Source organism: Streptomyces sp. NPDC059010 (genome assembly GCF_042740355.1).
GTDB lineage: Bacteria > Actinomycetota > Actinomycetes > Streptomycetales > Streptomycetaceae > Streptomyces.
On record NZ_JBHYJA010000059.1, the window covers coordinates 6,698 to 27,918 of the forward strand.

General features: G+C 71.4%; 18 protein-coding genes. 10 read left to right on the forward strand and 8 right to left on the reverse strand.

What is annotated here, in order from left to right:
- Positions 1-543: 543 nt before the first annotated feature.
- On the forward strand, positions 544-1,416 hold the full coding sequence (locus ACFWYS_RS41110) for an alpha/beta fold hydrolase (protein ID WP_384781094.1): 873 nt from the start codon (positions 544-546) through the stop codon (positions 1,414-1,416).
- 123 nt (positions 1,417-1,539) lie between these two features.
- On the opposite strand, the gene ACFWYS_RS41115 is transcribed toward ACFWYS_RS41110, so the two are convergent.
- From ACFWYS_RS41115 to ACFWYS_RS41125, 3 genes are all read right to left on the reverse strand, one after another.
- Positions 1,540-3,132: a transporter gene (locus ACFWYS_RS41115; RefSeq protein ID WP_384781097.1), complete on the reverse strand. Its 1,593-nt coding sequence runs from the start codon at positions 3,130-3,132 to the stop codon at positions 1,540-1,542.
- Entirely contained in the window at positions 3,129-3,899 is a 771-nt protein-coding gene (locus tag ACFWYS_RS41120) for an ABC transporter ATP-binding protein (protein ID WP_384781100.1), read from the reverse strand. Before ACFWYS_RS41120 ends, ACFWYS_RS41115 begins: the two co-directional genes overlap by 4 nt.
- A 96-nt stretch (positions 3,900-3,995) precedes the next feature.
- Positions 3,996-4,658 carry a bifunctional DNA primase/polymerase gene (locus tag ACFWYS_RS41125; RefSeq protein ID WP_384781103.1) on the reverse strand — a complete coding sequence of 221 codons (663 nt, stop codon included), beginning with the start codon at positions 4,656-4,658 and terminating at the stop codon, positions 3,996-3,998.
- A gap of 317 nt (positions 4,659-4,975) precedes the next feature.
- On the opposite strand from ACFWYS_RS41125, the gene ACFWYS_RS41130 reads away from it, so the two are divergent.
- Positions 4,976-6,361, forward strand: a complete 1,386-nt coding sequence (locus tag ACFWYS_RS41130; RefSeq protein ID WP_384781106.1) for a transcriptional regulator — start codon at positions 4,976-4,978, stop codon at positions 6,359-6,361.
- A 202-nt stretch (positions 6,362-6,563) separates the two neighbouring features.
- Positions 6,564-8,516, forward strand: coding sequence for a hypothetical protein (locus ACFWYS_RS41135; RefSeq protein ID WP_384781109.1), 1,953 nt, complete (start codon positions 6,564-6,566; stop codon positions 8,514-8,516).
- Positions 8,517-8,537: 21 nt separating this feature from the next.
- Here ACFWYS_RS41135 and ACFWYS_RS41140 read toward each other — a convergent pair whose 3' ends face one another.
- Entirely contained in the window at positions 8,538-9,860 is a 1,323-nt protein-coding gene (locus tag ACFWYS_RS41140) for an ABC transporter substrate-binding protein (RefSeq protein WP_384781112.1), read from the reverse strand.
- A gap of 117 nt (positions 9,861-9,977) precedes the next feature.
- On the opposite strand from ACFWYS_RS41140, the gene ACFWYS_RS41145 reads away from it, so the two are divergent.
- The gene (locus ACFWYS_RS41145; protein ID WP_384781115.1) at positions 9,978-10,478 is read left to right on the forward strand and encodes a hypothetical protein; all 501 of its coding nucleotides are present in this window, start codon (positions 9,978-9,980) and stop codon (positions 10,476-10,478) included.
- A 47-nt stretch (positions 10,479-10,525) separates the two neighbouring features.
- Positions 10,526-11,407 (forward strand): formyltetrahydrofolate deformylase, encoded by an 882-nt coding sequence (gene purU, locus ACFWYS_RS41150; RefSeq protein ID WP_384781118.1) that lies wholly within the window; start codon positions 10,526-10,528, stop codon positions 11,405-11,407.
- Positions 11,408-11,599: 192 nt separating this feature from the next.
- On the opposite strand, the gene ACFWYS_RS41155 is transcribed toward purU, so the two are convergent.
- Positions 11,600-13,105 (reverse strand): zf-HC2 domain-containing protein, encoded by a 1,506-nt coding sequence (locus ACFWYS_RS41155; protein ID WP_384781121.1) that lies wholly within the window; start codon positions 13,103-13,105, stop codon positions 11,600-11,602.
- Positions 13,102-13,686, reverse strand: coding sequence for a sigma-70 family RNA polymerase sigma factor (locus ACFWYS_RS41160; RefSeq protein ID WP_384781124.1), 585 nt, complete (start codon positions 13,684-13,686; stop codon positions 13,102-13,104). Before ACFWYS_RS41160 ends, ACFWYS_RS41155 begins: the two co-directional genes overlap by 4 nt.
- A 383-nt stretch (positions 13,687-14,069) precedes the next feature.
- Here ACFWYS_RS41160 and ACFWYS_RS41165 point away from each other — a divergent pair, with 383 nt between their 5' ends.
- Together ACFWYS_RS41165 and ACFWYS_RS41170 are read left to right on the forward strand one after the other, a co-directional pair.
- Complete coding sequence (locus ACFWYS_RS41165) at positions 14,070-14,450, forward strand: STAS domain-containing protein (protein ID WP_384781127.1); 381 nt, start codon at positions 14,070-14,072, stop codon at positions 14,448-14,450.
- A gap of 237 nt (positions 14,451-14,687) precedes the next feature.
- Positions 14,688-15,200: an EF-hand domain-containing protein gene (locus ACFWYS_RS41170; protein WP_384781130.1), complete on the forward strand. Its 513-nt coding sequence runs from the start codon at positions 14,688-14,690 to the stop codon at positions 15,198-15,200.
- A 15-nt stretch (positions 15,201-15,215) separates the two neighbouring features.
- Here ACFWYS_RS41170 and ACFWYS_RS41175 read toward each other — a convergent pair whose 3' ends face one another.
- Entirely contained in the window at positions 15,216-16,724 is a 1,509-nt protein-coding gene (locus ACFWYS_RS41175; RefSeq protein ID WP_384781133.1) for a class I adenylate-forming enzyme family protein, read from the reverse strand.
- Between the two features lie 151 nt (positions 16,725-16,875).
- On the opposite strand from ACFWYS_RS41175, the gene ACFWYS_RS41180 reads away from it, so the two are divergent.
- The 3 genes from ACFWYS_RS41180 to ACFWYS_RS41190 all read left to right on the forward strand — a co-directional run bounded on the left by ACFWYS_RS41180 (position 16,876) and on the right by ACFWYS_RS41190 (position 19,859).
- Positions 16,876-18,009 (forward strand): acyl-CoA dehydrogenase family protein, encoded by a 1,134-nt coding sequence (locus ACFWYS_RS41180; protein ID WP_384781136.1) that lies wholly within the window; start codon positions 16,876-16,878, stop codon positions 18,007-18,009.
- A 3-nt stretch (positions 18,010-18,012) separates the two neighbouring features.
- Positions 18,013-18,888 carry an acyl-CoA dehydrogenase family protein gene (locus tag ACFWYS_RS41185; protein WP_384781139.1) on the forward strand — a complete coding sequence of 292 codons (876 nt, stop codon included), beginning with the start codon at positions 18,013-18,015 and terminating at the stop codon, positions 18,886-18,888.
- A 509-nt stretch (positions 18,889-19,397) separates the two neighbouring features.
- Positions 19,398-19,859, forward strand: a complete 462-nt coding sequence (locus ACFWYS_RS41190) for an ATP-binding protein (protein WP_384781224.1) — start codon at positions 19,398-19,400, stop codon at positions 19,857-19,859.
- A gap of 432 nt (positions 19,860-20,291) precedes the next feature.
- Here the strand turns inward: ACFWYS_RS41190 and ACFWYS_RS41195 are convergent, their stop codons facing one another.
- Positions 20,292-21,218, reverse strand: coding sequence for a cyclase family protein (locus ACFWYS_RS41195; RefSeq protein ID WP_384781142.1), 927 nt, complete (start codon positions 21,216-21,218; stop codon positions 20,292-20,294).
- Positions 21,219-21,221 lie beyond the last annotated feature (3 nt).

The following is a 21,221-nucleotide window of genomic DNA, read 5'->3' on the forward strand; positions in this document are numbered from 1 at the left end:
TCTATTCTGGGGGGGTGTGTGGGGGCGCGCCTGTCGGGGGGGGGGCGGGGGGGGGGGGGGGGTTGTGCCGGGTGGTGGGGCCGGCGGCCGCGGCCCCCGCCCCCCCGGGGGCCTGTCCTCCCCTGTGCTGACCCGGAGCCCCGAGCTCCCAGGGTCATTCCCCTCGGACCGTTTTCCCCGAGCGGTCCGCCTCCCGGTGAAGGTCTCCCCTCGGCGGTGGCGATCAATCCTTGCCAGGGGTCACTCGAATGAGCGGTGTTGGCCACGGAGACCGTATTTTCGAATAAGGGTTCGATACTCTGCGGGGTGACGGGTCGCGGGGAACGTGCGCTTCAAGAATGTGCGCATAAGATCACGTGAGACACACAGGACATGCACATCGCGAGCGAGGGCATCGGCGGCGCATGTGACACAGGTGGCGCGCGGTGCCTGGGTGAGCGGCAGCGGATACGGCAGGCAAGGCAGACAGGACGCGGTTCACAGGATCGGCCGCATCGAGTGGGAGCGAGCGGGCCGAGGGGAGCTAGGGGGGTGCCAGGACCAATGGCGCGGCGCATCGACGTGACCGGGACAGGCGGCGTACGTCTCGCGGCATGGGAGTTCGGCGACCCTCCCAAGACCGACCCCGCGAAGGAACCCGACGGCACGACCGGCGTTCTGTTACTGCACGGCCTCATGGGCCGCGCCTCGCACTGGGCCTCCACCGCCCGCTGGCTCTCCGAGCGGCACCGTGCGGTCGCCCTGGACCAGCGCGGCCACGGCCGTAGCGACAAGTCGCCGCAGGCCTCCTTCACGCGCGAGGCGTACGTCGACGACGCCGAGGCCGCCCTCGAACAGCTCGGTCTCGCCCCGGCCGTCCTCATCGGCCATGCCATGGGCGCGCTGACCGCCTGGCAGCTCGCCGCCAAGCGGCCCGACCTGGTGAGTGGCGTGATCATCTGCGACATGCGGGCCTCCGCACTCGGGGCGGCCTCGCAGCGGGAGTGGGAGGACTGGTTCAAGTCCTGGCCGGTCCCCTTCGCCACGCTCGCCGATGTGCGCAAGTGGTTCGGGGAGGACGACCCGTGGGTCGAGCGGCCGAACGCCGCGCGCGGGGAGTTCTACGCCGAGGTCATGCACGAGTGCGAGGACGGCTGGCGGCCGGTGTTCGTGCCGGACCAGATGCTCACCTCCCGGGAGACCTGGGTGTTCGACGCGCACTGGGAGGAGCTGGCGCAGGTGCAGTGCCCGGCGCTGGTCGTCCGCGGGCTCGACGGTGAGCTGGGGCGGGCCGAGGCGCAGGAGATGGTCCGGGTGCTGCCCCGCGGGGAGTATGCGGAGGTGTCCGATGCCGGGCATCTCGTGCACTACGACCAGCCGGAGGGGTGGCGGGCGGCCATCGAGCCGTTCCTTGACGCGGTGCGCTCCGCGGGGTGAAGCCGTGCGCCCAAGAGCTCGGTTTCTTCCGTCTGACGGCGGCGAAAGGTTGTGTTGGGTTGTTCGCGCAGTTCCTCGCGCCCCTTGGGGGGCGTTGCGCCCCCCGGTGCGCCAGAAGAACCGTCAGCCCTTGCTCACCGCCGTGAGAATCTCCGGGAGGCGGGCCGCCGTTCGCGGGGCCGCCAGGCGCAGCCCCATCAGCGTGATCGCGGTCCCGTACGCCGCCCCGCCCGGCAGCAGCAGCCACGTCCAGGCGTCCCCGTTCTCGCTGACGTTCAGCCAGATCGTCACCGCGATGACCGGTGCGCACAGCAGGGCCGACGCGATCATGCCGCCGAAGATGGAGATCCAGGCCAGGCCCGTCTGGCCGGGAGCGACGTTCTTGTAGCCCTCCTGCGGGATGGAGTACGGAAAGCGCGCCGACGTCCAGGCACCCGTGGCCAGCATCGCGCCGAGCAGGGCGAAGGACAGGCCCAGCACCTCGGGGAGCCTGGGCCAGTCGCCCAGGAGCGCTGTCGTCAGGAAGGTGACGAGGGCGGCGTACGGGAGGGTGATCAGCAGCAGCGCCAGGGCCCGGCCGCGCAGCTCGACGTAGGCGTCCCGGGAGGACGAGATCGTCATCGCGACCATCCAGAACGCGGAGGTGTCCTGGCCGAACTGGTTGTACATCATGACGCCGAGCATCCCGGCGGCGAAGCAGGCGAAGTAGATCGAGCCGGTGCCCTGGAGGGCGTTGAACAACGGCACGATCAGACCGATGGCCAGCGAGGTCACCCAGGCCGCCTTGGTCTTCGGGTCGCGCCAGATGTACCGCAGACTGCGCTCCATCACGGTGCCCGTACGGTCGGCCGGCAGCAGGCGGGACAGCCCGGTCGAGGTCCGGCCCCGCACGGAGGTCTCGGTGGCCGCCTGGAGCGTGGAGCCGTCGGGTGAGGTCATCAGCCGGGTCAGATGCCGGGACCACACGGCGATCAGGGCGACCAACGCGGCCGTACTCAGGGCGAGTTGGAGGAGGGCGGTCCCGTACGCCCCCTCGCTCACCGACCGCACCGCCGCGATCGCGGAGGCCGGCGGCACCCAGCGCAGCACGTCCGCCGCCGGGTCGAGCTGGGCCAGGCCCGATGAACCGAGCCGCTGCGCCCCGAAGTTGACGACCTGCGCCCCGATCGCGACGACCAGCCCGCTCAGCACCGCCAGATCGCGGCCCTTACGGCTGGTCAGCAGACGGATGTTGGCGGCGGCGACGGTCCGCGCGAGCGCCACGCACACCAGCAGGGCCAGGACGACACCGATGACGCCGACGACGTACGCCATCGCACCCCGCGCGACCGCGATCACCGAACCCGCGAACAGGCACAGCGTGAACAGCGGGCCCATGCCGACCAGCGAAGCCGCGAGCAGGGCGCGCACCAGAGGCCGGGGGCGCAGGGGCAGCATCACCAGCCGGGTCGGGTCGAGGGTCTCGTCGCCGCTGGGGAAGAACAGCGGCATCACGGCCCAGCCGAGCGCGAGGACGGCCACCAGCAGGACGACCAGGGAGTCGGCGTGCGCGGTGCCGCGCAGCATGATCAGGCCGAGGAGCTGGAGCGCGGCGAACAGGAGCACCGCGACGGCCGAGGCGACGTAGGCGGCCCGTCGGCCACCGGACTGCCGCAGCCCGTTCCTGAGCAGCGACAGCTTCAGCCGCACGACGACCGCTGTGACGTCCGAGCTCATCGCGCCCCGCCGCCCAGCCAGTCGAGGTCGGTCCCGGCGTCGCGGCCGTTCGCACCGACGAGTTCCAGGAACGCCTGCTGCAGCGAGGCCGCCTCGCCGCGCACCTCGGAGAGGGGGCCGTGGGCCCGGATGCGCCCGGCGGCCAGCACGGCGACCCAGTCGCACAGCGACTCGACGAGCTCCATGACATGGGAGGAGAAGAGGACGGTCGCGCCGGAGGCGGTGTAGCGCTCCAGGACGCCCCGGATGGTCTGCGCGGAGACCGGGTCGACGCCCTCGAACGGCTCGTCCAGGAACAGCACTTCGGGATTGTGCAGCAGCGCTGCCGCGAGCCCGATCTTCTTGCGCATGCCGGTCGAGTAGTCGACGACCAGCTTGTGCTGGGCCCCCGCCAGATCGAGTACGTCCAGCAGCTGGGTGGCCCGCTTGTCGACCTCGGCGCCGGGCAGCCCGCGCAACCGCCCCGTGTAGGCGAGCAGTTCCCGCCCGGAGAGCCGCTCGAAGAGCCGAAGCCCCTCGGGCAGCACCCCGATCCGCGCCTTGACTTCAACCGGGTCCCGCCAGACGTCGTGCCCGACGACCTCGACACTCCCACTGTCGGGCCGCAACAGCCCGGTCACCATGGAGAGGGTGGTGGTCTTCCCGGCGCCATTGGGCCCGACAAGTCCGATGAATTTCCCGGCGGGCAGGTCGAGATCAATCCCGGCAACTGCAACCTGCTGCCCGAACCGCTTCCAAAGCCCACGCACACACACGGCCGACGTCATGCATGCCAACCTAAAGGGGCGCGGGGAACTGCGCGACCAGCCACAATCAACCCGCAGCCGCCGTCAACGATCAACCAGGCACGTGAAAAGGCGCTCTCAACGATCCCGGCCGCAGGCATAGGCGAGCGGCGAGATCAACTCCTCCGCATCCGGCAGCCATCGATTGGCCGGCGTCGGCCGGCAGGCCCACTGCACAGCCCCCCGGGACCCGAACCGAGTCGGCGGCCCGGCCACCCACGCGCCCTCGCCGAGCGCCACCAGGTCCAGCGACCCGACCGACCACCCCAGCTTGCGCACCAGCTCGGGCACCTTCACCGACGCACCCGGCAGCACGAAGAAGTGCATCCGGCGATTCGGCGTCAAGGTCACCGGCCCCAGTGACAGCTCCATCCTCTCCATCCGGGCCAGTGCGAGGAACCCGGCCGTCTCCGGGACGGAGATCGCGTCGAAGGTGCGCCCCGTCGGCAGCAGGATCGACGCGTTGGGCTGCTTCTGCCACATACGGCGCGCGACCGTCGCGCTCCCCGTGGCCTGGGTCGCCCAGTCCGGGCGGGCGGGGTGCGCGCCGGGCGCGGGGCAGTCGGCGTCGCCGCAGGAACAGTGCTGGACGCCGTCGAGGGCTTCCAGCCAGGTCCCGGGGAACACGTCCCAGTGACGCTCCTCGGCGTAGCGAACGGCGGTCTCCAGCAGCGTTTCGCCGCGCTGCTTCGGAATCTGTGCGGCTTCGGTGGCCGGGATCGTCTCTTCCACGCTCAACACAACTCCCGCACCCACCTCGGGTTACGGGCGTCGCGCGCGCGGGGGAGGAGCATTGATTTCGCATTTGGGGCGCATGGGTGCATGTGTGGGGGCGCGCGGGAGGAACCGCGGCCGCAGCTGGGTAGCCACCTGTGGGGTCGGCTACCGCCTTTACCCCGGCAATCCTCGCAAGCCTCGCATTTTCGCTATGCCGACGGGGCATTGATCTTCACGGCCGGAACTTTGCGGTGCACAGCCAGTGCCCCGGGTCCGGATCCGGCCGTGGAAGAACGTCAACTCGGTGCGTGGGCAGGCACCGCAGCCACAGGGGGTACGCCATGGCCGCCAGGCCTCTCGTCGCGCGACAGCCGAACGAACGGCTGCAGGCGCTCATCCAGGAAGCGGGCTGCTCGAACGCCGGGCTGGCCCGCCGGGTCAACATGTGTGGCGCCGAGCACGGCCTCGATCTGCGCTACGACAAGACGTCCGTGGCGCGTTGGCTGCGCGGACAGCAGCCACGGGGACGGGCGCCGGCGATCATCGCCGAGGCGCTCGGCCGCAAGCTGGGCCGTACGGTCACGATCGACGAGATCGGCATGGCCAACGGCAAGAATCTCGCGTCCGGCGTCGGTCTCCAGTTCTCGCCGACGGTACTGGGGGCCATCGAGCAGGTCTGCGAACTGTGGCGCAGCGACGTCGGGCGGCGGGACTTCCTGTCCGGCTCGTCCGTCGCCGCGTCCGCGCTGGTCGAGCCCAGCCGCGACTGGCTGATCTCCTCGCCCGACTCACAGGTGGCGCGGTCGGCGGGGCCGCGGGTGGGGCAGTCCGACGTCCAGGCCGTGCGGGCGATGACGCAGGCGCTCGTCGACCTTGATCACCAGTACGGCAGCGGGCATGTGCGCCCGGTCGTCGTGCACTACCTCAACAGCGTCGTCTCCGGGCTGCTGGCCGGGTCGTACCGGGAGGCGGTCGGGCGTGAACTCTTCGCCGCCGTCGCGCGGTTGACCGAGCTCGCCGGGTACATGGCCGTCGACACCGGGCAACCGGGGCTCGCCCAGCGGTACTACATCCAGGCGCTGCGGCTCGCGCAGGCGGCGGGCGACCGGGGATACGGCGGGTATGTGCTGGCCGCCTCCATGAGCCATCTCGCGGCGCAACTCGGGAACCCGCGGGAGATCGCGCAGTTGGCGCGGGCAGCGCAGGAGGGGGCGCGGGGGCGCGTGACCCCGCGCGCGGAGGCCATGTTCCATGCCGCCGAGGCGCGAGGGCATGCCCTGATGGGCGACGCGCGGGCCGCCCAGATGGCGTCCGGGCGGGCCGTGGGCGCGCTGGAGGCGGCCGAACCGCAGTCCGGGGACGACCCGGCGTGGATCACGCACTTCAACGAGGGCTATCTCGCCGACGAGTTGGCGCACTGCCATCGCGATCTCGGCCAGGCCGAGGCGGCGGCGCGCAGGGCCGAGGAGTCGCTCGCCGCACTGCCGGAGACGAAGGCACGACGCCGGGCCATCGGATATGTGCTGCTCGCCACAGCGCAGGCCCAGCAGCGCGAGGTCGAACAGGCCTGCCACACCGGTCTGAAGGCCGTGGAACTCCTGGAGACCCTGCGCTCCAACCGGGGCGCCGAGTATCTGGAGGACTTCCAGCAGCGACTGGAGCCGTACCGGGACGAGCCCGTGGTAAAGGAGTTCGGTGCCCGGCTGGACCTCCAGACCGCGGCGTGAAATCGGTGGGTACGGCGGCGTGAACGGCAGGGAAACGAAGGCTCCGGCGGAAAGTGAGGGGCGTATATAGCGGATGGGGGGCCGGTGCTGTTACCGCGGTCACAGGGAGGCAGGTCACGTCCTCGGCCGCGTAGCACCCGGAACGGCGGACCCGGTAGCGTGAGCCGACGATTCCGAAGGTCCCCCATTCGTAGGAGTCCCGGTGACGCAGAGCGGACAGGGCGAGGAGCCCGCGGCGCGACCCGCGCGCGAAGGCATCGTGCTGCCCTCGGACGGTGGTGAGCCGCTGCTGCCGGGTATGACGGGCGGGCACGCCGGCCAGCCGACCTCGGTACCGGCCGCGCCCCCGACCGCACCCCCGCCCTCGGCACCGCCGGGCGGCCAGGCGTGGGGCAACGACTGGGGGCCCGGCCAGAACCCCCAGGACCCCCCGAATCCGACCGCTCCGCCGCAGGCCGCGCATGGCCAGTCCTGGGGGACGCCGCCGGGCCAGTCCTGGAGCGGGCAGGAACAGCAGTATCAGCAGCAGGCACCGACGCCGGCCCCCTGGGGCACGGCGCCGGACGCCGTCGGAGGCGTACCGTCCCAGCCGCTGCCGCAGGACGGCGCCGGGTACGGCGGGGGTGTGCAGGGTGCGCAGAGCGCGCCGCCGAGCATGCCGTCGTACGGGCATGACGCCGGTGGGCAGGGTGCCCAGAACCCGCCGCCGAGCGCGCCGTCGTACGGGCATGACCCCCAGGCCGGTTCCCCGATGCCCGCGCCGCAGCAGTCGGCGTACGGGGCGTACGGCGGGGGCGTGCCGCAGCCGCCCGTCGGCGGGGAGACGTACGGCACTCCTGGCGCCGGGGGTGCGCTGCCCCCCGGCCGGCAGGGCGCGCCGCTGCCGCCCGCCGCGCACGGCGGCACCGGCGAGCTCCTGCCGCACGCCGGTGCCGGTGGCTTCGGGGCGCCGCTGCCTCCGGCCGACGAGGGCGCCACCCAGTACATCCCGCCGGTCGCCGCCGCCCCCGCGGCTGCGGACAACCAGGCCACCAGCTATCTGCCGCCCGTCGGCCAGGGCGGCGCGGCTCCCGCATCTCCCGCGCCCGGCGCGGACGAGGGTGCCACTCAGTACATTCCGCCGGTGGGGCCGGGCGCGCTGCCGCCCGAGGTGTCCAACGAGAGCACGCAGATCCTGGGGCGCGCCCGGCAGGGCGGTGGCGCCGGTCCCGCGGGCGCCGCCGGACCGATGCCCGCCGCTGCCGGGCCCGACGCGGAGGCCACGCGATACATCCCGCCCGTCACCGGTCAGCACGGTGGGGCGGAGCGGCAGCCGCTCTCCGACTTCGACAGCCTCTTCCGCAGCGAGCCGGGCGGCGAGCCCCCGGCCGCGGCCACCCAGCAGCTGCCGCGCTTCCAGCAGCCGCAACCGCAGCAGCAGGGCGGGCACGGGCCGGCGTACTTCCCGCCGGGCTCGCCGGGCTCGAACGGCCCGCACGGCTCCTACGGCCCGGATGACGACGGCGGTGGCCGCCGGGGCGGTCGTACGGGCTCCCGGCTTCCGGTCATCGCCGCCGTCGGTATCGGTATCGCCGTCCTCGGCATCGGCGCGGGCGCGCTGCTCGCCGGCGGCGGGGACGACGAGAAGAGCGACGACAACAGACCCGTCTCCGCCACGGCCCCGGCGACCGAGGGCTCCGCCTCGCCGTCCGCCGACCCGGCCGAGCAGCAGGCGATCGCGCTGGACAAGCTGCTCGCCGACAGCGGTGACAGCCGTACGGCGGTGATCAACGCGGTGGCCGCCGTGAAGTCCTGCGGCAACCTCGGCCAGGCCGCCCAGGACCTGCGGGGCGCCGCCAAGCAGCGCAATCAGCTGGTCACCGACCTGTCCAAGCTCTCCGTGGACAAGCTCCCGGACCACGCCGCGCTGACCGGCGCGCTGACCAAGGCGTGGCAGGCGTCGGCGTCCGCCGACAACCACTACGCGGCGTGGGCCGACCAGGTCGCCGGCAACAAGAAGATGTGCAAGAAGGGCCAGGCCCGCGCCACCGGGCAGACCCAGGCCGGCAACCGTGCCAGCGGCACCGCCAGCGAGCAGAAGAAGACGGCCGCGCAGCTGTGGAACTCCATCGCCAAGCAGTACGGCCTCACGGAGCGCCAGCCGACCCAGCTGTAGCGCGGGCCGGGCCGGGGGCGGTCAGTTCACTTCGGCGTTCTGCAGGGTCTTCGTCACATTGATGAAGCCCTTGCGGGCCGCCACCAGCCGGCCGTCCCGTACGACCTGGAGGGTCACCTCGCGGTTCGACAGCCGGGGGAAGCCGACGGCGGCCAGGACGTCCTGGAACTTCCAGCGCAGGGTCGGGGTGAGCCCGCCCGTGGTGACCTTCAGGCCGCCGTTCAGTGCCTCCCGCACGGAGTCGGAGGTCACCTCGCCGTCGCCCAGCGACTCGACGGCCTTCCTGAACACCGTGTACGCGATCCATGTGGTCTGCACACCGGCGTCCGCGGGGTCGATGCGGTTGTCGCCGAAGGCCTGCTCGCTGATCACCTTCTTCATGCCGTCCCAGCGCGGATCGGTCGCGACGGGGTACCAGCCGGTGATGTACGACCCCTCGTAGGGGCCCGACGCCCCGCCGTTCGCGTTGATCACGGTCTGGTCGACGCTGCCCAGGACGGTGGCGGTGCGCACCCCGGCGTACTCGTCGCGGGAACGCCGGAAGGAGTCCATGAAGGTGGTGGTGCGGTCGCCCAGGGCGGGCACCACACAGCCCGTCCCCGTCCCCGTCCCCGTCGGGTCGGCGGCGGCGTACTCCAGGGCCCGCGCGGACTGCCCGCTGTACTCGGTGGCGTCCTCCTCGGCCAGCTGGTCGCCCGCGGCCCGGTGTCCGCCCGCCTTGAGGCCGGAGTTCAGCAGGGGCGGCAGCTCGTCGCCCGCGATGCTGTCCGGGCGTACCAGCGCGACGGGACCGCACCTGCGGGCCAGCTCCTTGCCGAGGCCCGCCAGGAGGGTGGGCTGGCCGCCGTTGACGGGGTAGGAGAGCGGGCTGGTGAACTCGGAGTTGGTGACGCCGTAGCCGCCTATGTACGGGATGCCGGCGCCCTCCAGGGAGGGCAGGAAGGTGTCGCCGAACTGGCTGTAGGAGCCGATGACCGCGACGACGTTCTCCTCGGCGGCGCGGTCGGCGCACTGGGCCGCGGCCACGCTGTCGTTGCGGTCGTTGCAGGTGAGGACCTTCAGCTTGTGGCCGTTGATGCCGCCGTGGGCGTTGACCCAGCGGGCGTAGGCCTGGGCGAAGGCGGGCATACCGGGCTTGTTGGTCGCCTTGGTGTCCTCCGGAGCCCAGGTCATGACGGTGATCGAGCCATCCCCGGAACCCCCCGTGGCACCGGGGATGACCCCGCAACCGGTGACGAGCGACGCACCGGCCACCAGGGCCGCCGCCGTCCGACAGGTCGTGCGGACGGGACGGTTGGTGATCGTGGGGAGGAAGGTGCTGCGGGTGCGTCGCCTGCCGGTCATGGACAGCGACGATTCCGCCACACAACAAACCCGCGCGTGACCCTTGGTTATCAAGCGGTGACGAGAAGGTGAATTGCAGGGGTCTGTGATGCGTGAGTGGGGCGGAACGTACGATCGGTGACCGTGCAAGGTTCGGATAGCTCTTCCCGTCGCGGCCGTCGCTCCTCCACCATGGGCGGCATGCCACTCAACGACATGCCCTGGTGGCGCTGGCGCAGCAATGTGCGCTCCGCGCTGCACATGCTCTCCGATCCGGTCTTCCAGCGGGACGTCTGGCTGGCCGGGATCGACGGATACGGGGACGTCACCGACGCCGTGTACCGCCTGGTCGAGGACACCTGGCTGGACAACTGGTCCGCCGAGAAATACGTCGGCACCATATTCAGGGACTCGCAGGAGGCGGCACTCGTGGACTCCGCGGTGCTGCGGGTGCTGCGGATCATGCACCAGGTCGGCCCGGACGCACCGGTCTCCGCCTACATGGAGAACCAGGGGTGGCCGGAGGCGGTGCGGGCGGCGCGGGACGCGCATGTCCGGATGGCCATGGCCGACGGCGACGAGCCGGACGCCCCGCCGCGCACGCTAGAAGTGCTGCGGATCATGACGCGGTCCGCGTAACGGGACGACTGTCCGCACAGGGCCCCGGATATGGGACCCTTTGCTGCATGAGCGAGCAGTCCGACCGAGCCGCGGTCCCCTCCGACCAGTACGTCCTCACCATCGCCTGCCCCGACAAGCAGGGCATCGTGCACGCCGTGTCGAGCTACCTCTTCATGACCGGCTGCAACATCGAGGACAGCCAGCAGTTCGGCGACCGCGACACGGGTCTGTTCTTCATGCGCGTCCACTTCTCGGCGGAGGCGCCGGTGACGGTGGACAAGCTGCGGGCGAGCTTCGCGGCGATCGGTGACTCCTTCCAGATGGACTGGCAGATCCATCGGGCCGAGGAGAAGATGCGGGTCCTGCTGATGGTCAGCAAGTTCGGGCACTGCCTGAACGACCTGTTGTTCCGCGCCAGTATCGGGGCGCTGCCGGTGGAGATCGCCGCCGTGGTGTCCAACCACACCGACTTCGCCGAGCTTGTGGGGTCGTACAACATCCCCTTCCACCACATCCCGGTGACCAGGGACAACAAGGCCGAGGCCGAGGCGCAGCTGCTGGAGATCGTGCGCGGGGAGAACATCGAGCTGGTCGTGCTGGCCCGCTATATGCAGGTCCTCTCGGACGACCTGTGCAAGGAGCTGAGCGGGCGGATCATCAACATCCACCACTCGTTCCTGCCCAGCTTCAAGGGCGCGAAGCCGTATCACCAGGCGCATACGCGGGGTGTGAAGCTGATCGGGGCCACGGCGCACTATGTGACCGCCGACCTCGACGAGGGGCCGATCATCGAGCAGGAGGTCGAGCGGGTGGGGCATGACGTCACGCCGGATCAGCTGGTCGCGGTCGGGCGGGATGTGGAGTGCCAGGCGTTGGCCCGGGCGGTCAAGTGGCATGCCGAGCGGAGGATTTTGCTCAACGGGCGGCGGACGGTCGTTTTCGCCTAGGAGCTCGGGGGTTCTGCTTGGCGGGCGGCTGCGGGTAGTCGTGGGCTCGTCGCGCAGTTCCCCGCGTCCCTGAAGGGGCACGCCCACTGCACGTACCTCAAGGGGCGCGGGGCTGTATCGATTTGCGGCTCCGCCGCGTGGGCGCGAGCAACCACGAACCTCCCGCGCCGCCGACGAATCAGCAACCCGCCCCTACATCCGGCTCAAGCTCGCCGCAGCGAACAGCACATCCCTGATCGCCTCCCGGTCGCCCATCTGCCCCGCCGCCGCCTCCGTCGGGGACACATGCCCCGCGGCCAGGCGGCAGAACTCCCCGCCGTCCAGCGCGATATGCGCGACCTCGTGCTCCGCGGACCCGACCGCCGCCGGAGAGTCCAGCGGGATCAGCCACTCTCCGCCACCCGAACCCTCGATCTCCAGGCGCAGACTGCGGCCGGGCTCGCCGACGGGGACGAGGTGGCGGTGGGCACCCGGTGACGGCGCCGCCAGGCCCACGCGGCGGCGGGCCGACAGGACCGTGGGGAGCATCCGGGCCGCGAGGCCGACCAGTTGGTGAAGATCGCTGCCGGACGGCGCCTCGTACGGGTAGTCCACCGCCTCGGCGATGTCCTCGGCGTGCACCCAGCACTCGAAGGCGCGGTCCAGCATCGCGTCGTGCAGCGTCAGCTCGAAGTCGCCGTAGGGGACGGACAGTCCGCCCGCGCCGCCGCCGGTGCCGCCGTCGCCCGTGAAGGACACCGTGCGGACCAGGTCGTGGGTCTGCTCACGCCAGGGCGCCCGTACCGCGCGCGTGGGCGGATAGTGCGAGGCCCGCCAGTACGCCTCCGTGCGCGCGGACGGGGTCGGCCGGTCCGCGCCGACGTCGCCCATCGGGTCCTCCAGGCCGAGGGCGACCGCCACCAGCCCGTCGACCGCCAGCAGATGCGCGATGACCCCGGCGACGGTCGTACGGCGGCTCGTCGGCTCGTCCTTCTCGAACCACCGCAGCCGCACGGGCGCGTGCCACTCGGCGTCGCCGAAGTCCTGCAGCAGGGCGTCGAGCCGGGCCGTCTCCGCGTCGTACGGCGTCGCCCACCGGGGCACCGGAATGCGGGGCGGGCGGCGCTCCAGGCAGCCCTCCAGGACGCGGGTGCGCAGAGACGGGTCCAGGTCGAGGGTCTCGGCGGGATGCAGCAGGCCGACGGCCTCACGCAGCCGCCGTGCCTCGTCCGCGCAGACGCCGCAGTCGCCGAGGTGCTCCTCCACGGCCGCCGTCTCCTCCGGCGAGCAGGCGGCCAGCGCCCACGCGCCCAGGAGCGACTTCAGGACCCGGTGTTCGAGGACGAGCGGGGGCCGGCGCGGCGCCGGGTCGGCGAGGTCCGGCAGGCCGGCCAGATCGGGCAGGGGCCGGCCGGTGTCCTCGACGGAGGCGCGGGGGAGCGGTATGCGGGGTGGCTCGTCCGGGTCCGGTTTCGGGAGGGCGGGGTCGTGGCCGTCGCCCTGGCCGCTGCTCATGCCGTCGGCTCCGCGGGTGGTGTCTCCGGAGCCGCTCTCCGCCCTGTTCTTGTCATGTTCCTTGCCGCCGGGGGAGTTGGGGGAGTCGTCGTGGGAGGAGCCGCCGCGCGGGGAGTCGTCATACGGCTCCCGGCCTCCGTGTCCCTCGTGGCCCCCGCGCCCCTCATGGTCGTCGTACACCTCGAAACGCCCCGCCTCGTTCACACCGCACCCCCGTATCCCGGCGGTGCCCCGGGGGCGGCTCCGGCGTCGTGGGCCGTGGAGAGCAGTTGCAGGCCCAGGCGTAGGCGGCGGCGGGCCTCGTCCTCGGTGACGCCGAGGTCGGCTGCGGTCTGGCGGTAGTCGCGGCGCTGGAAGTACGCCAGCTCCAGTGCGGCGCGCAGCGGTACGGGCATGGACTGGACGATGTAGTCGGCGCGGGCGGCGACCGAGGCGTGCCGCACCTTGCGCTCCAGTTCATCGGTGGAGCCGTGGCCGGCCTGCACCAGGGCGGCGGTCTCGGTCGCGCGCAGCCGCTGCACGGCGAGGCGGTGGGTCAGCGCGGCGACCCAGGAGCGCAGCGGGCCCTGCTTGGGGTCGTAGGAGTCCGCGTGCTCCCAGACGTGCGCGAAGACGTCTCGGGTGAGGTGGTCGGCGGCGTGCTCGTCGCCGAGGACGGTGTGCGCGAGGCCGTGCACCAGGGAGGCGAAGCGGTCGTAGAGCTCGCCGAGGGCGGCCGCCTCACCGCGGGCGAGGCGCTGCTGCATCCTGCGGTCCCAGCGGGGCGGTGCGTCCCTCTTCGCCATACGGCCCCCCTCACCGGTCCGTGCCGTCCAGCCTGTCCAGCCTGCGTCCACCGTCTCCTCGAATGTAGTCGGCACGTCTGAGAACGCACGCCCCTTTGTGGCAATGCGCGCCCCTCGGACTGTCATGGCTGGTGACGTACCTCGCACTCGTGATAGAGGGGCTCCCGCTCGTGACGGGGGTCTCGCGGGGCCTCGGTCCCGCTCGGCTACCCGGTCGCCGGGTGATCAGGCCTGATCGAACAGGATCGAATGCGATTGGAACAAGCCTTTTCTGATCGGTGACCGTTTTCTGGAGGGAGTTTCAGGGAACAGCCGCTGGGCAGCCGCGCTGCAAGGAAGCGTAGGTGTGGCTTCCGTTTCGGCGAGTCCGGTGAGCGAGGGGCGTGGTGGTGACGTTGAAAGTGACCGGCGGCGAGCAGGGCGACTGGGCCGTGCTCCAGGTGTCGGGCGAACTGGACCTGGTGACCTCACCGGCGTTGCGACAGCATGTGCATGACGCCGTGGCCGAGGGCCGGCACAGTCTCGTCCTGGATCTCTCCGAGGTCATGTTCTGCGACTCCAGCGGCGTCGGCGTCCTCATCGCGTCCCGCCGGCTGATCCGCTCATGCCAGGGCAGCCTGCGGCTGATACTCCCGGCGCAGGGCGCGGCGGACGGCTCGCACGTCAACCGGGTCCTGGGGGCACTGGGCGTGCGGCGGCTGTTCGAGGTGTATCCGGACGTGGCGGCGGCGGTCGCGGACGACGCCGGACCGCTGTCGGCCTGAGCCGGATCGATATCGCAGCAGTGGCTTGAGCCGGGCCCGTACCGCAGCGGTGGCCCGAGCCGAGCCGATACCGCATCGTCTGCCTGAGCAGCGCCGAGTCCCGCGAAGTGCCACATCGTTGTCCCAAAATTCCCCCGGTCTTGGCACAACCGCCGCTTTACCGCGCCCCGACCGACCCCGGCGTCGTACGCTCCGTGGCAGATGCACCCCACGTGACGTAAGGCGGCCCGATAAGACATGGTCAGCAGCGAGTACGAGCGCAGGATCGCGGCCCGGTTCGCCGGCTTCGACCAGGACGGCAACGGCTATATCGACCGTGAGGACTTCAGCGCGGCGGCCAAGGCGCTGCTCGCGGAGTTCGGCACCACCGCCCGCTCCGACAAGGGCCAGGCCCTGTACATCGGCGCGGAGGCGTTCTGGCAGGGCATGGCCGGGATCGCGGACCGGGACGGCGACCAGCGCATCACCCGCGAGGAGTTCGTGAACGGCGCGGTCAAGCGGCTGCGTGACAACCCGGACCGGTTCGCGGAGATCGCCCGCCCCTTCCTGCACGGCGCCCTCGCCGTGGCGGACCCCGACGGCGACGGATACGCCACCGTCGAGGACACCGCGCGCGTGCTCGTCTGCCTCGGCGTCCAGGAGGACGTGGCCCGGACGGCCGCCGCCACACTGGACACGGACGGCGACGGCAGGGTGGCGGAGGGCGAGATCGTGACGGCGTTCGCCCGCTACTTCACCGTCCCGGAGTGAGCCGAGGGCCCCTCCTCACGCGGTCCCCGAGAAGCGCTCCCTGAGCTTGTACTTGAGGACCTTCCGCAGGGTCTCGTTGCGCGGAAGGGCGTCCACCACCTCCAGCTGCTCCGGCAGCTTGTGCGTCGACAGCCCTTCCCCGCGCAGATACGACGTCAGCGCCCCCAGGGTCAGCGGCTCAGCGCCGGCCGGCTGTTCCACGACCGCGCAGACCCGCTCCCCGCGCTCCGCGTCCGGCAGCCCGATCACCGCGACGTCCCCGACCGCCGGATGCCGGTGCAGCAGGTCCTCGATCTCCTTCGCCGAGATGTTCTCGCCCTTGCGGATGATCACGTCCTTGAGGCGCCCGGTCAGCACCAGATGCCCGCTGCCCGTCAGATACCCGAGGTCACCGGTCCGCAGGAACCCCTCCGCATCGAAGGCCGCCGCCGACTGCGCCGGATCCAGATAGCCCCGGCACACCGCCTCCCCGCGCAGCCGCACCTCGCCCTCCACGATCCGGATCTCCATCTCCCGCGGCGGCCGTCCCTCCGTCGTCGCCAGATTCTCGGCCGTGTCGTCCGGCGCCCCCATCGTGATCATCGGCACCTCGGTCATGCCGTACCCATGGGTGAGCTGCACCCCCATCTCGCGGACCACGGCGTGATAGAGCTCCGGAGGCTTCGGCGCCCCGCCGCCCGCCAGCAGCCGCAGCGAGGGGACGACCTTCGCGCCGTCCGGCTGCCTGCGCTGCTCGTTCAGGAACATCGAGTAGAAGGCCGTCGACCCGCCGGCGATCGTCACACCGTGCGCGCGGTACGCCTCCAGCGCGTCCGGCAGCGCGAACTGCTCGAACATCACCGCGGGGAAGCCGTACAGCAGCAGCATCACCATGTAGTCGGGGCCGCCTATGTGGGCGTACGGGAAGGCGATCGACCCGATGTCGTCGGCCGTCGGACGCAGTGCGTGCGCGAGGCACGAGCCGCCCGTGATCAGGGAACGGTCGGTGTGCAGGACGCCCTTGGGGTCGGACGTGGTCCCCGAGGTCCAGTAGATCCAGCGCACCGAGATGCCCTCGGCGGGCGGCGGGGGCAGTACCGCGGGATCGCCCTCGGGCAGGGTGTCGTACGCCTCGAAGATCCCCTTCGCGCCGAGGCGCCGCGCCATCTCGGTGTGGTCGAAGCCCCGCCACTCGCCCGGCACCGCGAAGAACTCCGCCTTCGACTCCCGCAGCGCGAAGCCGACTTCACGGTCCCGGTAGAACGGGATGACCGGCGACTGCACGGCGCCGAGGCGGGCCAGCGCGAAGGACAGCAGGGCGGTCTCGATACGGGTGGGCAGTTGCCAGGCGACGACCGTGCCGGGGCGTACGCCCATGTCGTACAGGCCGGCCGCCACCCGCTCGGCACGCGCGCGTAGCTCGCCGAAGGACAGCGCGCGGGTGTCCTGGAGGAGGACCGGGCGGTCGGGAGTGCGCTCGGCGCGGGCGGCGACCAGGTCCCAGAGGGTGCGCGAGGAACTCAGGGTGTGAGCGGTGTCGTACATGACGGCCCCCTGCCACCGGACGGGTGTAGCTGACGGTCAGTCAGATCGTGGGCAGAGCGTAGGGCTCACCGCCTTGTCGGTCCAGGGGTGCGGGACTTAGCCTTCCCGCAGAGCGATATCTGACGACTCATCAGATATGGAGTGGCCGCACATGGACCTCGCCTACACACCGCAGGAGGAGGAGTTCCGGGCGCGGCTGCGGGAGTGGCTGGGCGACGTGCTGCCCACACTCCCGCCGAAGCCCTCCCCGGACGACTGGCCGGGGCGCCGCGCCTACGACCTCGGCTGGCAGCGCAGGCTGTACGACGCCGGGTACGGCGATGTCCACTGGGGCGCCTCACCGAGCATCCGGCTGATCTTCCTGGAGGAGACCGAGAAGGCGGGCGCGCCCTATGTGGGCGCGGGCTTCGTGGGGCTGCTGCACGCGGGGCCGACCATCGCCGCCGAGGGAACCCCCGAGCAGCGGACGCGCTGGCTGGCGCCGATCCTGCGCGGGGACGAGGTCTGGTGCCAGGGCTTCAGCGAACCGGACGCCGGATCCGACCTCGCGGCACTGCGCACACGCGCGCGTAGGGACGGCGACGACTATGTGGTGAGCGGGTCCAAGATCTGGACCTCCCACGCCGAAGTGGCCGACTGGTGCGAACTGTTGGTGCGCACCGACCCCGAGGCGCCCAAGCACCGCGGGATCAGCTGGCTGGCCATGCCCATGGACGCGCCGGGCATCACCGTACGGCCGCTGCGGACCCTCGCCGGGTCGGCAGAGTTCGCCGAGATGTTCCTCGACGAGGTGCGGGTGCCGGTCGCCAACCGGGTCGGGGACGAGAACGACGGCTGGCGCGTGACGATGGTGACCCTGTCCTTCGAACGCGGCACGGCCTTCGTGGGCGAGGTCGTCGCCTGCCGCCGGGTGCTGCGCGAACTCGCCGCCGAGGCACACAAGAACGGCCGCTGGGACGACCCGGTGCTGCGCCGGAGACTGGGACGGCTGAACGCCGAGTTCCGGGCGCTGTGGCGGCTCACCCAGTGGAACGTGAGCGAGGCGGAACTGACCGGCGGGGTACCGGGCGTCGGGGGTTCGGTTTTCAAACTGAGGTATTCGTACGCCCGTCAGGAGCTCTACGACGCCGCCGCCGACGTCCTGGGGCCGGACTCGCTCGACCTCGACCGGCCGTGGGTGCTCGACCGGCTGTCCTCGCTGTCGTACACCATCGCCGCCGGCACCTCGCAGATCCAGCGGAACATCGTGGCCGAGCGGATCCTCGGGCTGCCGAAGGGGCGATGACGGATGCGTTTCCAACTCACGGACGACCAGAGGGCGTTGCGGGACGGTGTGCGGGAACTGCTGACGCGGCGCTTCGGCGCCGAGGCGCTGCGGGCCGCCGTCGACGGGCCCGGACGCCTGGACCGGGCGCTGTGGCGGGAGCTGGGCGCGGCCGGGTTCTTCGCGCTACGGCTGCCGGAGGCGGACGGCGGTGTCGGACTCGGGCTGCCCGAGGCGGTGTTGGCCTTCGAGGAGGCGGGCCGCGCACTGCTGCCCGGCCCCCTGGTGGCCACCCATCTCGCGGCGGGGCAGGTGCCCGGAGCGGCCGCCGGCGAGGTCGTCGTGGCAGCCGTCGGCAACGGCCTGGCGGAGTGGCTCGCCGAGGCCGACGTCGTACGGGGCGACGCGACCGGGGCCGTACCGCTGCGGTCGGTCGACCCGCTGACGCCCCTGCACCGGGTTCCCGTGGCCTTGGACGCGGACCCCGTCGCCGTACTCCTCACCGCGGCCGAGCAACTCGGCGGCGCCACACGCGTGTGCGAGCTGGCCGTGCAACACGCCCGGACGCGCGAGCAGTTCGGGCAGCCGATCGGGGCCTTCCAGGCGATCAAGCATCTGTGCGCCGAGATGCTGGTGCGGACGGAGACCGCCCGCGCGGCCGTCTACGCTGCGGCCGTCACCGCCGACCCCGCCGACATCGACACCGCCCGGCTGCTCGCCGACGAGGCGGCCGTACGCGGCGCCCGGGACTGCCTCCAGGTGCACGGCGGCATGGGATTCACCTGGGAGTTCGAGGTCCATCTGCATCTGAAACGCGCATGGGTGCGGACGCACCGTACGGTGGGCGCTACGGAGAGTGAGGAGCGATTGGCGGCCGCACTTCTCGCCGAATCGGGGTGAAGGGCCCTGGTCTGCGGTGTCGCCGATCGACACCCGTACGGATGTCGCGGATTGTGGCATACCGGAATTACGGAGCGTTGATATCGGGTTGTGTCCTACGCGTGACTCGTCACGGCCTGGAGTCGGCGGCTCGCTCCGGTACCTTGTGTGAGATGCGAGTGGTTCCGAGCACGAGCCGTGCCGGAGTTGCCCTTGAGGTGGCTCCGGAATCGGCGGTGCGCGCCGTTGCTCGCTGGGTGGGAGGGCCTTCTGCCCCCGCCTGTTCGACTCCTCGCAGCAAGCGTCGCACAGTATGCCGCACGGGTACTCCTTCGCGCTGGAATATGCCCGAAGCGCTTGTTGGGGTGACTGTACGTCAACCATGCTGTCAGCTAAGGGATTCACGTTCCGTGACCCTGGCTTTGGCCATTGTTCTGGCCATGAAAAAAATGGCTAGGATCGTGGCCCTCGTGAGGCGCGGGGCTATGTGTCCGCCGGTTCGGATGGTGTGAACGGTGCAGGTGCTTCAAGTGCAGCTGGAGATCCGGCCCGACCCCGCTGAAGTGGGGCGAGCCCGCCGGTGGGCCCGTTCTCGGCTCGCCGGGTCCGGGATAGGGGTCGACGATTCGCTCGCCGAGACACTGATCCTGCTCGTCTCCGAACTGGTCACCAACGCCGTGGTGCACACCGGCTGTCCGGCCGTGCTGCGCCTGTCGCTGCCCGGGGCGGCCGAGGAGTGCGCCACCGTACGGCTGGAGGTGGCCGACCGCAGCGGCCGCGCGCCCGTGCCCCGCTGTGTCGACGAAGACGCCACGGGCGGCCGGGGCCTCGCGCTCGTCGACGGTCTCGCGGACCGGTGGGGCTGGAGCTCCGAGGGTGCGGGCAAGCGGATCTGGTGCGAACTGGACCGCGCCGTCGAGTCGGAGGGGTCCGCCTCCGCCTACGGCAGCGGTGCGTCGGCCTATGAGGGGCTCGCCTACGAGGCGGTCTGACGGGCGCACGCCGTAAGAATTCGACTGGATTCGATGCATAGTTGCAGAAAGCGCTGTCACCGCAGTTCGACCAGGCGTGGGTGCGCCGGGTCGTGCTTCCATGCGCGTCTTCTGCAAATAGGGCGTAAGTAACAAATCCCCGACTGGGTGTTGACGCCGCGTGTCCGGTTGATCACGCTTGTGGTCAGCGATTCGCCGCGAGGGGACGACGAGGGCTTCGGTGACGGAAGCCCTTGCCGAGTGTGGGTCGCGATTCGGCGTCGGTTCTCTCGGGGCCAGGAGGACCGGGGCGGGTACGCCGGAGTCGGATGGCGGCGCGCGGTGCCGTGCTCGGGGCGGTGGGGGCACCTCCCGCTCGGACGAAGCCGAGAGTGGGAAGCCGCGCCGCCAGCCGACCTCAGTGACGGAGCCGTGCTGCGGCCGCTCGCGGCGTCAGAGTATGGCCACGGGTGCCACGGGAGTCCCCGTGCCGCCGACGAAGGGCTCGGGCATCGCCGACAGCAGGAACGCGTAACGGCCCTCTTGTCCACAGGCTGTGGACAACTCTTCGAGATTCCAGTTCTGCCCCTGGAGCATCCCCATCTCCACAAGATCGAGGGCGTGCACGGGCAGCCACAGATCCTCCATCTCCGGCGGAAAGATCTCAAATGTGAGCGTGTCGTTCGCCACCGCCGCGACATCGCGCGCGTGGAACCACTCCGGCGTACGGATCGACAGACCCGGCGAGGGATAGCCGTACGCGTGCTTGTCCCCGGCGAGATAGACCTGGATCTGCCCTGTCCGTACGAGCACGATGTCTCCGGCACGCACGCGTGTGCCCGCCAGTCCCTCGGCCGCCTCCAGGTCCTCGGGGGTGACCGCGTGCCCGCCGTCGAGCCGCGTGACGCCACGCGCGCGTGCCACGTCCAGCAGCACACCTCGCGAGACGATGTGCCGGGCCTTGTCGATGCCGCTGAACCGGGCGCCTCCGTGCGGGGTGATGGTGTCGGCGGGGCGGCCGTTGTAGAGCCGGCCCGAGTGCGAGACATGGGTGAGCGCGTCCCAGTGGGTGGCCGCCTGCAGGCCCATGGTCACGGCGTCGTCGCTGCAGGCGACGGTTCCCGGGCCGAAGATCTCCTGGTTGATCTGCACCATGGCATGCAGCGGGTTGACGCGTCCGGGGATCATCCCGGTCTGGACGCCGTCCTGTTGCAGGGGGAGGGCGAGAGGGACGCGGCGGCCGGTGCGGACGCAGACGGCGGCCTCGCGGACCACCTCGTCGGTGATCAGGTTGAGCGTGCCGATCTCGTCGTCCGATCCCCAACGCCCCCAGTTGTTCACGCGCTTGGCGATCTCGTGGAACGCGTCCGGCAGTGACATGGG

What these genes read in the sequence shown, in the direction of transcription:
- ACFWYS_RS41120 (WP_384781100.1), bottom strand. Translation starts at nt 3,899, where the DNA reads ATGACGTCGGCCGTGTGTGTGCGTGGGCTTTGGAAGCGGTTCGGGCAG.
- ACFWYS_RS41140 (WP_384781112.1), bottom strand. Translation starts at nt 9,860, where the DNA reads ATGACCGGCAGGCGACGCACCCGCAGCACCTTCCTCCCCACGATCACC.
- ACFWYS_RS41180 (WP_384781136.1), top strand. Translation starts at nt 16,876, where the DNA reads ATGGACCTCGCCTACACACCGCAGGAGGAGGAGTTCCGGGCGCGGCTG.
- ACFWYS_RS41195 (WP_384781142.1), bottom strand. Translation starts at nt 21,218, where the DNA reads ATGTCACTGCCGGACGCGTTCCACGAGATCGCCAAGCGCGTGAACAAC.
- ACFWYS_RS41175 (WP_384781133.1), bottom strand. Translation starts at nt 16,724, where the DNA reads ATGTACGACACCGCTCACACCCTGAGTTCCTCGCGCACCCTCTGGGAC.
- ACFWYS_RS41115 (WP_384781097.1), bottom strand. Translation starts at nt 3,132, where the DNA reads ATGAGCTCGGACGTCACAGCGGTCGTCGTGCGGCTGAAGCTGTCGCTG.
- ACFWYS_RS41170 (WP_384781130.1), top strand. Translation starts at nt 14,688, where the DNA reads ATGGTCAGCAGCGAGTACGAGCGCAGGATCGCGGCCCGGTTCGCCGGC.
- ACFWYS_RS41185 (WP_384781139.1), top strand. Translation starts at nt 18,013, where the DNA reads ATGCGTTTCCAACTCACGGACGACCAGAGGGCGTTGCGGGACGGTGTG.
- ACFWYS_RS41130 (WP_384781106.1), top strand. Translation starts at nt 4,976, where the DNA reads ATGGCCGCCAGGCCTCTCGTCGCGCGACAGCCGAACGAACGGCTGCAG.
- ACFWYS_RS41110 (WP_384781094.1), top strand. Translation starts at nt 544, where the DNA reads ATGGCGCGGCGCATCGACGTGACCGGGACAGGCGGCGTACGTCTCGCG.
- ACFWYS_RS41160 (WP_384781124.1), bottom strand. Translation starts at nt 13,686, where the DNA reads ATGGCGAAGAGGGACGCACCGCCCCGCTGGGACCGCAGGATGCAGCAG.
- purU (WP_384781118.1), top strand. Translation starts at nt 10,526, where the DNA reads ATGAGCGAGCAGTCCGACCGAGCCGCGGTCCCCTCCGACCAGTACGTC.